The sequence below is a fragment of the Benzoatithermus flavus genome, assembly GCF_037908215.1.
Taxonomy (GTDB): domain Bacteria; phylum Pseudomonadota; class Alphaproteobacteria; order Geminicoccales; family Geminicoccaceae; genus Benzoatithermus; species Benzoatithermus flavus.
In genome coordinates, this window is sequence record NZ_JBBLZC010000009.1 from 56015 (window position 1) to 69301 (window position 13287).

Here is a 13287-nt window from a genome sequence, read left to right on the forward strand (position 1 = left end):
TCACTCACGTCACGTGCCCCGAGCCGGTCGGGCTCGCCATAGAGGCGAAATTCGCCTATCATAGTTTCTATCAACTGGGCATGCGACGGCGTGGGCAAGTAGGCGGCACGCCGTCGCAGGGTCGGCGTGAAAAGCAAATCTGCTCGTGCGCTGTGCTGGGTCCCAAGGGATGTCGCGTTCGGAGGTAGCATGAACTCCAAGCTGAATAGATTGCCGATCTGGCTGGCGCTGACGACGGCGCTGTGCACGCCCTCCATCGTCGCCGCACAGTCCGGCGAGGAGCCCAGCCCGAACGTGACGGTGCAGGAGCGCAGCCGCCCCGATTACGATCCGATCGGCATCCATGCCGGCAGCTACTTCATCTATCCCTCGCTGACGGTCGAGGGTGCCTACGACTCCAACGTGTTCGCGACGAAGCGGGACGAAAAGGACGACTTCTTCGCGACCATCGCGCCGCGCATCGCCGCGCAGTCCGACTTCAGCCGCCATCAGCTGAACTTCACGGTCGGTGCGGAAGGTGCGGCCTACGATCAGTACGACAGCAACAACTATCTCGACTTCTTCACCGACGCCAACGGACGGCTCGACATCACCCGCGACGATACGCTCTCGGGCGCGCTCGGTGTCAGTCGCCTGCACGAGGACCGCTCGTCTCCCGATTCCACCGGCCGTGGCGAGGACGTCACGAAATATTGGCAGGACGTGCTGCGGCTGAACTACCGCCACAACTTCAACCGGTTCTACGGCCTGATCGGCGGCGACATTACCCGGTTCGACTTCGAGGACAACGGCGACATCAACGAGGACGATCGCGACCGCAACCAGTATCGCGGCCGGCTGCGGCTCGGCTACAACATCTCCGAGCGCTTCTCCGGCTTCTTCGAGGGCGCTTACGACGTCCGGCGCTACGACAACACCCCGAACGACGCCGGTGTCGACCGCAACTCGCAAGGCTACGCGCTGCGGGCCGGCACCGAGATCGACATCACCGGCATCCTGTTCGGCGAGCTGGCGGCGGGCTACACCCACCGCACGTACGACGACGACAGCCTGAACTCGGTGGGGGGTCTGGGCGGCAGCGGCAAGCTCACCTGGAACGTGACCCCGCTCACCTCGATCATCTTCGAGGCCCGCGGCGAAGTCCAGGAGACTACCGTCGTCGTCGACGGCGATCCGGCCACGGCCGACTTCGAGAAGGCGGTCAGCATCGACGTCACGCACGAGCTCCTGCGCAACGTGCTCTTGAACGCCAATGCGGCCTTCATCCGCGACGACTTCGAAGGCACCGATCGCACGGACAACACGTTCCAGGCCGGTGCCGGTGTCACCTACCTCATCAACCGACACCTGTCGCTCGATGCGACCTACCGCTTCTCGACCCGCGACTCCGAGAGCACGGATGCCGATTACAGCCGGAGCCTCGTCCGGCTCGGCATCACGGCCCGCCTCTGAGCCGGGCCGCCGAGCAACATAGCCGCAGGTGTCGTGGCGCTCCCTTGCCCGACACCTGCGATCCCCCTACTAAGCACGCCATCTCGGGCGGCAGCAGGAACCCGATGCTGCCGCCGGCGGGGCAGAAGCGTGGAGGTCGAGCATGTTCGGACCAACGTTGAGACGCGTGGCGGCCTTCCTGGTGCTGGCTCTGAGCCTGGCCGCATGTCAGAGCTCACCACCGCCACCGCCGGCAGCATCTATGGCGTCGCCATCTCCGGCAGCCGCTGCGGCCGCGGCTCAGGAGCTCAGCTCGGCCTATCGGCTGGGCTCGGGCGACAAGATCCGCCTCGTCGTGTTCCGTCACGAGGATCTCTCGGGCGAGTTCACGCTGGATGGCGCCGGCAATTTCGCCATGCCGCTCATCGGCGAGGTCCAAGCCTACAATCTTACCACGCGCGAGCTCGAACAGAAGATCGCGGACAAGCTGAAGGACGGCTACCTCGTCGATCCGCAGGTGAGCGTCGAGGTGCTGAACTACCGGCCGTTCTACATCCTGGGCGAGGTGAAGCAGCCGGGTTCCTATCAGTACGTCAACGGCATGACCGTCCTGAACGCGGTGGCGCTGGCGGGCGGCTTCACCTACCGCGCCAAGCAGAGCAACTTCCTCCTGCAGCGCGGCGGCAGCAACTCGCAGACCCGCGAGGTCAGCGGCGACACGCCGCTCCTGCCGGGCGACATCGTCACCGTGCAGGAGCGGTTCTTCTAGGCAACGGTTCGTCACGAACCATGACGGCCGGGGCCGGCATCCACCGCGATGCCGGCCTTTTTGCTTTGAGGATCGGCGGGGGTGGATCCTAAGATCGGGGCACACGAGGAACGAGCCGCAGGCGGGCGGCCGTGAGGACGGGAGGTGGCATGGAGAGCTGGCTCGGCGCGTCTCGGGTCTATCTGGAGCCCAGGGTCATTGCCGTCCTGTTCCTGGGCTTCGCGAGCGGGCTGCCGCTCCTCCTCACCCTTTCCACCCTCACCTTCTGGCTGGCCGAGGCACAGGTGGACAAGGCTCAGATCGGCCTGTTCGCCCTGGCGGGGCTGCCCTACACTTGGAAGTTTCTCTGGTCGCCGGTGATGGACCGCGTACGGCTGCCGGTGCTGGGCTCCCTGCTCGGCCGGCGGCGCGGCTGGCTCGTTCTCGTCCAGTCCCTCCTGATGCTCGCGATCCTGGGCCTCGGCGCATGCGATCCGCAGCACGATCTCGGTCGGATGGCGGTGTTCGCGGTGCTCGTGGCCTTCCTCTCGGCCAGCCAGGACATCGTCGTCGATGCCTATCGCGTCGAGCTGCTCGAGGAGCGGCAGCAGGGTGCGGGTGCCGCCGTCGTGGTGATCGGCTACCGCATCGCCATGCTGGTCTCGGGTGCGGGCGCTCTCGTCATCGCCGAGCATGTCGGCTGGTTCTGGGCCTATGCCGCCATGGCGGCGTGCATGGCCATCGGCATGATCACCGTGCTGCTCTCGCCCGAGCCCAGAGGATCGGACATGGCCGCGACCGGGAGCCGGAGCCGGCTGGCCGACTGGATGAAGGAGGCCGTGGTGGAGCCCTTTGCGGACTTCTTTCGCCGCAATGGCATCGCCACGGCACTCCTCATCCTCCTGTTCATCATGCTCTACAAGCTGGGCGATGCGCTGCTCGGCACCATGACCAACCCGTTCTACGTCGAGCTCGGCTTCACCAAGACCGAGGTGGCGACGATCGTGAAAGGCTACGGGCTGGTCGCCACGCTTCTGGGCGGCTTTCTCGGCGGCATCGTCGTCAACCGGCGCGGCGTGATCCAGGGCCTGTGGATCTGCGGCCTGATCCAGATGCTCTCGAACCTCGTGTTCGTGGCACAAGCCTGGATCGGGCACGACCTCGCCATGCTCACCTTCACCATCTCGGCCGAGAACCTCGCGGGCGGCATGGGGACGGCGGCGTTCGTCGCCTATCTCGGCTCGCTCTGCAACCTGAGTTACACGGCGACCCAGTACGCGCTCCTCTCCTCCTTCATGGCGCAGGCCCGCACCACGCTAGCGGCCGGCAGCGGCCTGCTCGCCGACAGCACAAGCTGGGTCGGATTCTTCGTCCTCACCACGCTCGCAGCGGTGCCGGGGCTCCTGCTCCTGCTCTGGCTGCAGCGTCGGCTCGAGCGTGCCCCCGCCACCCTGGGAACGCCGGCCGCGGTAGCGCGACCCGGCCGTGCCTGAGCTTCGCGGCCGGTATCGTCGGCGCTGGCATCACCGAGGAACGACGGGAATGGATGTCACGCTCCGCCGCCTTCTTCTCGCCTCGCTGGCAGCTCTCGGTCTCGTGAGCCATGGGCGGGCCGCCGAAACCCAACCCTACCCACTCGCGATCGCGACCGGCGGCGTCACCGGCGTCTACTACCAGATCGGAGCAGCGATCTGCCGGCTGCTCAAGGACCACCCGCCGCAGCACCCGATCGACTGCACGACGGAAGGCAGCAACGGCTCGGTGCGCAACCTGATCGACATGCGCTGGGACCACGTTCCCCTCGCAATCGCGCAGAGCGATTCGCTCTACTACGCCGTCACCGGCACCGGCCCGTTCGCGGGCACCGGGCCGGACAGGAGCGTTCGGGCGCTGTTCTCGCTCGTGACCGAGGCGTTCGTGGTGATGACGCGCGGCGACAGCCCGGTGCCGTCGCTGGCCGAGCTCAAGGGCAAGCGGCTCAGCATCGGCCCCCCAGCCTCGGGTACCGACGTGACCTTCCGGCGGCTGATGGCGGCACGCGGCTGGTCGGCCGGGGACTTCCGGGCCTTCCCCGACATCAAGAGCTCGCTCCAGGCCGCAGCGCTCTGCCGGGGCGATGTCGACGCCATCGCCGTCGTCGGCGCCAATCCCTCGCCCAGCCTGCAGGAGGCGACACATGCCTGCAACGCGCGTTTCGTGCCGATCAGCTTCGCGTTCGCACAGGCCATGATCGAGCGGCATCCCTACTACGTCTCGGCGCTCATTCCGGGTGGCCTCTACCCGAACAACCCGAATCCGACCGAGACGGTCGGCGTGCGCGCGACGCTCGTGGCCCCCGCCGGCACGCCGGACGAGGTGGTGTACGAGGTGACCAGAGCGGTGTTCGACAACCTGGCCGAGCTCAAGACCCTGCATCTGGCCTTCGCACCGATCGAGAAGGCGGATATCGTCCGCTACTGCGTGTTCGCGCCGATCCATGCGGGCGCACAGCGCTATTACCGCGAGCAGGGTCTGAAGCTCGAGGCCTGCCCGGCCGTACGCTGAACGGGTGGCCCAACCCCTCCACGAACAGGATCGAGTAGGGAAACGATGCCGGACAAGCCGGGCCGTATCGAGCGTGGCCGCCATTTTCTGCAACTGCCGGGACCGACACCCGTGCCCGAGCGGGTCTTGCGCGCGATGCAACGGGCGGGCAACGATTTCGCGGAGCCGCGGTTCGCGGCGCTGACGCGCTCGTGCCTGCACGATCTCGGCCGGGTGTTCGCGACCGAGGGCGAGGTGTTCGCCTTCTCCGCCAACGGCCACGGTGCCTGGGAGCTGGCGCTCGTCAACTTTCTCGAGCCGGGCGACACGGTGCTGGTGCCGGGTACCGGCCAGTTCTCCCGCTCCTGGGCCGAGATGGCGCGGCGGCTGGGCTTTTCGGTGATCGAGCTGCCGGCCGACTGGCGGCGGGCCGCCGACGTCGCCGCGGTGGAGCAGGCGCTCGCCGAGGACCGCGAGCGTCGGATCAAGGCGGTGCTCGCGGTGCACACCGAGACCGCGACCGGAACGCGCAGCGACCTCGTGGCGATCCGTGGCGCTCTCGACCGGACGGCGCATCCGGCTCTCTTCTTCGCCGACGCCATCGCTTCGCTCGCGGTCGAGCCGTTCGCGATGGACGACTGGGGCATCGACGTGGCACTCGCCGCCTCGCAGAAAGGGCTGATGCTGCCACCAGGGCTGGCCTTTCTCGCGGTCGGCCGGAAAGCCATGGCGGTGGCCGAGCGCTGCCGCTATCCGCGGCGCTACTGGGACCTGCAGTTCCGGCGCGGCCCGGAGTCCTACATGTGGTGGCACGGTACCCCGCCCGTGCAGATGATCTGGGGTCTGCGCGAGGCGCTCGACATGCTGCTCGAGGAAGGGCTCGAGCAGGTGATCGCCCGCCATCGGCGCCTTGCCGAGGCGGTGCGGCGCTGTGTCGAGGCCTGGTCCGCGCCCGGGACGCTCGCGCTCAACGCGGTGAACCCGGCCGAGCGGGCCAACGCGGTCACCACCGTCCTGACGGCGGCCGGGACCTATCCCGACCGGCTGCGCCGGGTCTGCCGCGACTCGCTCGCGATCTCGCTCGGCGCCGGTCTCGGCGAACTCGCGGGCAAGGCATTCCGCATCGGCCATCTCGGCGACCTCAACGCGCCTACCGTTCTGGGCGCTCTCGCCGGGATCGAGGTGGCGATGCGCGTCTGCGGCATCCCCTACGGGCCGGGTGGCCTGGATGCCGCCGTGGCATGGCTCGCGGCGACCGCCTCGCCGGACTGAGCCCGGCCCGAGGAACTGTCGCTTTCAGGGCGCGTTGATCGCTCGGGAACGGCGACCTCGATGGAGACGGGCATGGACGACGGGACCGGCGGTGCCGCCTTGAACATCGTGATCGTGCTGGGCACGATCATCCTGGCGGTCATCCTGATCTACGGAACGATGCACTACCGCAAGCGTGGGCGGGGTCCGACGGCGCCACGCTCCCACGAGCATCCGCCGACCGGTGCCCGAACCATCTCGGATACCGACGCCTCGCAGAGCAGCAAGCAGTAAAGGGTCACGAGGCGGCGGGCCCTATCTCACCCCTGCCCCACGCGCTTGAGCCCGACGATGCCGCCAAGGCCGATGCAGACGAGACGCGCTGCCGTGGCGGGCTCGTCGCGAGACGGGATCGTCCCCGCCGATCATCGCGGGAGCCATGAGGTCGTTCTCAGGCGCAGGATGCGCCCCGGATAGGAGCCCGACACCGGCGTGGTCGAGGACCGCGCCGGTCTGACGCAGGTGTGACGGCGCTCCCGCTTGCGCTCGGGAGCCCTTTCCCCACTTCTTGGGCGGCAAAGGAGATGACGCCATGCACGAGCGCTTTCGGCGCGGAAGCTTCGATGTCCGCATGGTCCGGCTGCAGCCCTGGAAGGTTTGGGCGCTCGCGGCCGTAGGGGCCGTTTTCGTGCTCACCGTCCTGATCGCGATGGCGAGCCTCCTCGTGATCCTGGTGCCGGTGGCGCTCGTCGGCGGGCTCGTCGCCAAGCTGCTCCTCGGCACGAGCACCAGACGACCTGCGCCTGCACCACGCGGGCGGCCCGACGTGATCGAGGGTCGCTACGAGGTGATCGAGGTCCACCGCGAGCCCCGCGGGCGCTGAGGCCAGCGTTGCACATCTGCCACAGCCAACCATGGCCGGATGGAGGATGGCAGCTTTGTGAGTTTTCTCACAGCGGAGCAGGCTGCCCGATGGTTTGATGGCGGCACATTGATGGTGAGCAATAGTGGGCCACGCAGACGCGAGGCCGTTATTTCGAGCAGCCGAATGTTCATTGCCCTGCTCTTGGCAGGGATCCATCCCAGGTAATGGAAAGATTGGCGTCGGCCCGGTTTCTCGATCCCGGGCCGGCGCTCATCCTGTTTCGTTCAGGCAGAAGGCAGGGTGCGCAGCATCGACTCGCGCGCGGCGAACAGCTCGAACCAGGCGGCGAGCCTCGGCCGGGTGCTGCGCCAGCTCATGGCCGCAAAGCGGAAATCCAGATATCCCAGAGCGCAAGCCAGGGCGATCGTGCCGATGTCGAGGCGCTTGCCCAGCTCGTCGGCCTCGGCCTCGAGTCGGTCGAGGGCACGGACGACCTTGTCGAGCTGCCCGTCGACCCAGGCCGGCCAGCGCAGGTTCTCGGGCCGCAGGAAGGTCTCGTAGCGGGCGAGAATCGCAGCATCCATGATCCCGTCGCCCAGGGCCTGCAGACGCAGCGCCGTCCAGCGCGCGGGCCCCTCGGCCGGGAACAGGCGCGCGCCACCGTGCAGCGTGTCGAGATACTCGCAGATGACGCGGGAATCGTAGAGAGCGCTGCCATCGTCCAGGACGAGGCAGGGAATCTTGCCGAGCGGGTTGTCGGCGACGAGGCCGAGATCGGGGCCGACCGCGCTGGTCTGGACGTTGTTGATCTCGAGCCGGTCGAACAGACCGGTTTCGATCGCCGTCACCTTGACCTTGCGGCCGAAGGGCGAGGCTGGGTTCGAGTGCAGCTTCATGACAGGCTTCCGAGCGCATGGTTCGAGGCTGCACTTCTTCTAGCGGGACGGAAGGCCGAACGCGAGGGTGGCCCGGAAACGGCGGAAGCTCGTGCGCGTTGAAGGAGGCCGCTTCGGATTTGGGCTGGACCTTACTCCTACAGGTCGGCATCACTGGTGGCCGTAAGACCCCACACCCGGCAGGTACACGGTGTGGCGGATCGTTGCCCCGAATCGAGAACGGATACGCGGCCGTAGTGAGATGAGATGCGCGGTGAGGACCGGATCCCGAGCCGGTCGGACCAGCCCCCGACCATGACCCTGAAGGCTGCGGCCCTGACCGCGACCGATGGCGCCGTCCCCGTGGCGCACGTGCGCCGACCCGGTGCCGTGCGCACGGCCTCGCGGCGGCGGATCGCCGTGCTCATGCCCGACCTCGGCGGCGGGGGCGTGCAGAAGATGACGTTGGCGCTGGCCGCCGCCTTCAGCGCTCACGGGCACGAGGTCGATCTCGTGGTCTACCACGTCGAGGGCGAGCTCGAGGCGATGGTGCCGCCGCAGCTCGGCGTCCACCCGCTCCGGCCGAACTCGCGCCTCGTGGCACGGCTCCTGCCGCTGCTCGCCGATCCTCTGGGGCTGCCGCGCCTGCTGCTGCCCGTGCTGCTGACCCGCCGCCCGGCGCGCACGCTCGTCTATCTCGCCGACCTCGCCCGCTATCTGCGCGAGCGGCGCCCCGACGCGCTCCTCGCCGCAGCGCCGCATCAGAACCTCGAGGCGGTCTGGGCCAAGCGGCTCGCCGGGGTCCCGACCAGGCTCCTGATCAGCGAGCGCACCGTGCCGTCGCAGGTCCTGCCGACCTCGGATCTCTGGCGGAACCGCTTCCTTCCACCCTTGATGCACCGCACCTACCAGCAGGCCGACGTGATCGTGTCCGTCTCGGAAGCCTTGGGCGACGATCTGGCCAAGCTCACCGGCATCCCGCGGCAGCGTATCACCGCGATCTACAATCCCGTGGTGGGGCCCGAGATCGAGCGGCTCGTCGCCGAGCCGGTCGACCATCCCTGGTTCGCGCCGGATCAGCCGCCGGTGATCCTGGGTATGGGACGCCTGTCCGACCAGAAGGACTTCCCGACGCTGATCCGAGCCTTCGCCAAGGTGCGCGCCCGGCGCCGGGCGCGGCTCGTCATCTTCGGCTCGGCCAAGGACGCGGCCAAGACCGAGCTGCGCCGCGGCGAGATCAAGGCGCTGGCGGAAAGGCTCGGCGTCGGCACGGACGTGGACGCACCCGGCTTCACCGCCAACCCGTTCGCCTACATGGCGCGTGCGGCCCTGTTCGTGCTGTCCTCGCGCTACGAGGGTCTGCCCGGTGTGCTGATCCAGGCCATGGCCACGGGTTGCCCGGTGGTGAGCACCGACTGCCCGAGCGGGCCCATGGAGATCCTCGACAACGGCCGCTTCGGGCCGCTCGTGCCGGTCGGCGACGTCGAGGGAATCGCGGCCGCGATCGAGCAGGTGCTGGATCATCCTCTGCCGCGCGAGGTGCTGAAGGGACGGGCCCGTGCGTTCTCGGTCGAGCGCGCCGTGCGTCGCTATCTCGAGGTGCTGTTCGGGGAGGAGGCGGCGGTGCCGGACGTCGCCGAGGCGTGACCGGAAGACCCAAGGTGCCGTAAAGGACGACGGGAGGACAGGATGGGCAGCTCGAAAGGCGGCCGCCACGGCTTGGCGCGCGGCCTCACCAACTACGGCGATCCCGACTTCGCGCTCTACCTCAGGAAGTCGTTCGCGAAGTCGATGGGGCTTTCGGATGCGATGCTGGACCGGCCGGTGGTCGGGATCTGCACCTCACCCAGCGACCTCAACAACTGCCACCGTCACTTCCCGGAGCTGATCGAGGCCGTGAAGCGCGGCGTGCTCGCGGGCGGCGCCCTGCCGATGGCGTTCCCTACCATCTCGCTGGGCGAGGTCTTCCTCTCGCCGACCAGCATGTTCTTGCGCAACCTCATGAGCATGGACGTAGAGGAGATGCTGCGCGCTCAGCCGCTCGATGCCGCGGTGCTCGTGGGCGGCTGCGACAAGACCGTTCCCGCCCAGCTCATGGGGGCGGTCTCGGCCGACATCCCGGCTGTCCAGCTCGTGGCGGGACCGATGATGACGGGCCGGCTCGCGGGCGAGCGGCTGGGCGCCTGCACCGACTGCCGCCGCTTCTGGGCCCGCTACCGGGCAGGCGACATCGATCGCGCGGCGATCGACCGGATCGAGGGCCGGCTCGCTGTGACCGCCGGCACCTGCGCCGTCATGGGCACGGCTTCCACCATGGCCTGCATCGCCGAGGCGCTCGGCATGGCGCTCCCCGGCTCGGCCGCGATTCCGGCCGTCCATGCCGACCGCCTGCGCTGCGCCGAAGCGAGTGGCTTTCTCGCCGCCCGGATGGCGGTCGCGGGCGGGCCCCGGCCTTCCACGATCATCACGCCCGAGACGGTCGAGAACGCGCTCCGCGTGCTCCTCGCTCTCTCGGGCTCGACGAACGCGCTCGTCCACCTCACGGCGATCGCGGGCCGGCGCGGCATCGGGATCGACCTCCACCGGCTGAACGAGCTTTCGGACACGACGCCGGTGCTGGTCGATCTGAAGCCCACCGGTGCCGGCTACATGGAGGACTTTCATGCCGCGGGCGGGCTCGAGGCCGTCCTGCGCGAGCTCGCTCCCCTCCTCCACCTCGACGTGCCGACCATCACCGGCGAGAGCCTGCGCGAACGCCTCGCCCGCCCACCGGCCGAGCCCGTGGACCGGGCCGTGATCCGGCCACTGGAATCGCCGCTGGCGCCGGCGGGCGGGCTCGTGGCGCTGTTCGGCTCTCTCGCCCCCCGAGGAGCCATCCTCAAGCGGGCGGCCGCCACCCTTGCGCTGCTCGAGCACGAGGGCCGGGCCGTCGTGTTCGAGGGGCTCGAGGATCTGGCGCGACGCATCGACGATCCCACGCTCGACGTGACGCCTGCGGACGTGCTGGTGCTCAAGAACGCGGGCCCGGCGAGCCCTGCCGCCATGCCCGAAGCCGGCTATCTGCCGATCCCGACCAAGCTCGCGCGCGCCGGGGTGAAGGACATGGTCCGGATCTCGGACGCACGGATGAGCGGCACGGCGTTCGGCACCGTCGTCCTCCACGTCGCCCCCGATGCGGCCTCGGGCGGCCCGCTCGCGCTGGTGCAGAATGGCGACCGGATCAGGCTCAGCGTACGCGAGCGGCGGCTCGATCTTCTGGTGCCCGAGGCGGAGCTCGGGCGCCGGCGGGCGGTCTGGCGTCCGCCGGCGCTGCCCGAGCGCGGTTATGCGCGGCTCTGGGCCGAGCAGATCCTGCAGGCGCCGGAAGGGTGCGACTTCGCCTTCCTCCGCCCTTCGGGGCCAGCCTGAGCGACACCGGATCGGAAAGAGCAACGGAACAGGGACATGAGCAGCTTCACGGACAGCATGTGGCAGGAGATAGCACCGATCTACCGGGCGATCCTCGACTTACCGTTCAATCGTGAGCTCGCGGCGGGCACTCTCGGCCGCGAGCGGTTCGTGTTCTACATGATCCAGGACGCGCACTATCTCGGCATGTTCAGCCGTGCGCTCGCCGCTACCGCGGCCAAAGCCCCTTACGCCGACGCCCAGATCAAGTTCGCGAAGAGCGCTCACGATGCGATCGTGGTCGAGCGGGCGCTGCACGAGGGCTTCTTTCGCACGTTCGACGTGCCGCCGGAGCACTTCGCGGCGACCCCGCCCTCGCCCACCTGCGCCGGCTACGGCGACTTCCTGCTCGCGACGGCCTACGGCCAGCCTTTTGCCGTGAGCACCGCGGCGCTGCTGCCCTGCTTTCAGATTTATTACGAGGTCGGCAAGCATCTCGCGACGATCGCGGCCCCCGACAACCCGTACCAGCGGTGGATCGACACCTACAAGGACGAGTCGTTCGGGGATTCGGTCCGCGAGGTGCTGGACCACACCGACCGCGCCTTCGAGGCCGCGACGGCGGCCGATCGCCGCGCCATGCGCGAGGCCTATCTCAAGGCCGCCCGCTACGAATGGATGTTCTGGGACAGCGCCTGGCGGCTCGAAACCTGGCCGGTCTGAGGTCGGCGCCACGATGAACGGCCCCGCTGCGACCATGCGGCGGGCTGTGCCGATCCCGACGGGCTGCTAGGGAGGAGACGAGCGATCCACAGGCGGGAATGACATCGCCTGGGCGCTGCGGGGAACGAGCCCATGCAAGGGCAGAACGTCGTCGGACGATGGGCGCAGGCGGCTGCGCTCCTGGCCGTGGCTCTCCTCACCGGAGCGCCGGCGAGAGCGGAGCCGCCGGCGGTACTGCCTCCCTTCGTCGCAGCCTCGCTCGATGCAGCGGGCCGGCTGATCGCAGCCCCCACCGACGCCGACACCTACATCCTGCAGGCTCTCGATCAGGGAGCCTGGTATCGCCGCCTGCTGAGCTTTCCCGGCCCGCACAGTGTGGCCATCAGCACCGCGACGATGCGGATCGGCGGCTCCTGGGGCCGATCCGGCACCGCCGAAGAGGCCTTGCGCGCCTGCGGCGGCGTGGCGAGCGGCTGCCGCCTCTATCTCGACCGGGACGAGGTGGTCTGGCGGCCGCGGCGCTCCGATCCCGTCCCGGCGGCGCTCGTTCCGCCGCCCGGACCGGAAGCCGACACCGGAACGCTCGAAGGCCTGTTCACGGGCGCATTCGCGGATGCCGCACGCTGCGCCGGGCGGCCGGACACGGTCTGGGTCGAGGCCGCCGGTCGGCAGGCCTGCCTTCGCTACCATGCGGGCGGGCTCGGGCCGAGCAACCCGACGATGTTTCTCCTGCTCGACGGCGACGAGGTCTATCCGCTCTACGGCCGGAACCGGTCGATGATCACCGGGGTCGCCGCCATCGGCACCGCGCCGGTGGAGCGCGATGCCTGGATCGCGGCGCGGATGGCGGCGATCGCCGAAGGGGCCGGGCTGCCCTTCGTCGTCCTCAAGCGTCCGGGAACCGGCGGCTCGTCCGGCAATCAGTGGCGCAACGGCAAGACGCTCGAGGAGACGGCGCTCCTCAATGCAGCACTCGACGTTTTGGCCAGGCGCTACGGGGTGCGGCAATGGGCGATCGCCGGCCAGTCCGGCGGTGCGGCCGCAGCCGCGAACCTCTTGGCACATCGTCGGGACGTGGCCTGCGCGGCGCTGGGCTCGGGCCCGCTGTCGCTCGCCGCTCAACTGAGCTCCCAAGGCGCGGACAGTGCCGTGGTCCTGCCCGATCTCGACGATCCGCTGACGCACGTGGGCTCGATCGCCCCGGATCGGCTGCGCCGCGTGTTCGTGCTCTCCGACGAGCTCGACAGCCTGGTGCCGCTCGCCGTCCAGCAGCCGTGGGTCGACGAGGCAAGCGGGCGCGGCCTCGCGGTCGAGCATCTCGTCCGGCGCGGCTGGGGTGGCGGCCCCATGCACCACGATCTCACCTGGCGTGCGGTCGGGGTAGCGAGCTCCTGCGCGGCCGCGATCGGAGCACCCGAACCCCTGCAGCACGCCTCGGCCGAGCGCTCGACGGGATCCGGGGTCGCCGCGAACGGCGGCTGACC

Annotated in this window: 12 protein-coding genes; 11 read left to right on the forward strand and 1 reads right to left on the reverse strand. The window is 69.1% G+C overall.

The annotated features are described in order from the left end of the window. Positions 1-189 precede the first annotated feature (189 nt). From U1T56_RS10765 to U1T56_RS10795, 7 genes are all read left to right on the forward strand, one after another. Positions 190-1452: an outer membrane beta-barrel protein gene (locus U1T56_RS10765; RefSeq protein WP_418159473.1), complete on the forward strand. Its 1263-nt coding sequence runs from the start codon at positions 190-192 to the stop codon at positions 1450-1452. Positions 1453-1693: 241 nt separating this feature from the next. After that, positions 1694-2200: a polysaccharide biosynthesis/export family protein gene (locus U1T56_RS10770; protein ID WP_418159474.1), complete on the forward strand. Its 507-nt coding sequence runs from the start codon at positions 1694-1696 to the stop codon at positions 2198-2200. A gap of 149 nt (positions 2201-2349) precedes the next feature. Next, positions 2350-3672 carry an AmpG family muropeptide MFS transporter gene (locus U1T56_RS10775; protein WP_418159475.1) on the forward strand — a complete coding sequence of 441 codons (1323 nt, stop codon included), beginning with the start codon at positions 2350-2352 and terminating at the stop codon, positions 3670-3672. 49 nt (positions 3673-3721) lie between these two features. Then, complete coding sequence (locus U1T56_RS10780; protein WP_418159476.1) at positions 3722-4723, forward strand: TAXI family TRAP transporter solute-binding subunit; 1002 nt, start codon at positions 3722-3724, stop codon at positions 4721-4723. Between the two features lie 45 nt (positions 4724-4768). Beyond that, positions 4769-5974, forward strand: coding sequence for a pyridoxal-phosphate-dependent aminotransferase family protein (locus U1T56_RS10785; RefSeq protein ID WP_418159477.1), 1206 nt, complete (start codon positions 4769-4771; stop codon positions 5972-5974). A gap of 72 nt (positions 5975-6046) precedes the next feature. Next, on the forward strand, positions 6047-6247 hold the full coding sequence (locus U1T56_RS10790) for a hypothetical protein (RefSeq protein WP_418159478.1): 201 nt from the start codon (positions 6047-6049) through the stop codon (positions 6245-6247). A 298-nt stretch (positions 6248-6545) separates the two neighbouring features. Next, complete coding sequence (locus U1T56_RS10795; protein WP_418159479.1) at positions 6546-6836, forward strand: hypothetical protein; 291 nt, start codon at positions 6546-6548, stop codon at positions 6834-6836. Between the two features lie 266 nt (positions 6837-7102). Here the strand turns inward: U1T56_RS10795 and U1T56_RS10800 are convergent, their stop codons facing one another. Beyond that, positions 7103-7714 (reverse strand): glutathione S-transferase, encoded by a 612-nt coding sequence (locus U1T56_RS10800; protein ID WP_418159480.1) that lies wholly within the window; start codon positions 7712-7714, stop codon positions 7103-7105. Positions 7715-8008: 294 nt separating this feature from the next. On the opposite strand from U1T56_RS10800, the gene U1T56_RS10805 reads away from it, so the two are divergent. The 4 genes from U1T56_RS10805 to U1T56_RS10820 all read left to right on the forward strand — a co-directional run bounded on the left by U1T56_RS10805 (position 8009) and on the right by U1T56_RS10820 (position 13285). Further along, positions 8009-9340 (forward strand): glycosyltransferase, encoded by a 1332-nt coding sequence (locus U1T56_RS10805; protein ID WP_418159481.1) that lies wholly within the window; start codon positions 8009-8011, stop codon positions 9338-9340. A 42-nt stretch (positions 9341-9382) separates the two neighbouring features. Further along, the gene (locus U1T56_RS10810) at positions 9383-11101 is read left to right on the forward strand and encodes a dihydroxy-acid dehydratase (RefSeq protein WP_418159482.1); all 1719 of its coding nucleotides are present in this window, start codon (positions 9383-9385) and stop codon (positions 11099-11101) included. A 36-nt stretch (positions 11102-11137) separates the two neighbouring features. After that, positions 11138-11803 carry a TenA family protein gene (locus tag U1T56_RS10815; RefSeq protein WP_418159483.1) on the forward strand — a complete coding sequence of 222 codons (666 nt, stop codon included), beginning with the start codon at positions 11138-11140 and terminating at the stop codon, positions 11801-11803. Positions 11804-11935: 132 nt separating this feature from the next. Further along, positions 11936-13285 (forward strand): hypothetical protein, encoded by a 1350-nt coding sequence (locus U1T56_RS10820; protein WP_418159484.1) that lies wholly within the window; start codon positions 11936-11938, stop codon positions 13283-13285. Positions 13286-13287 lie beyond the last annotated feature (2 nt).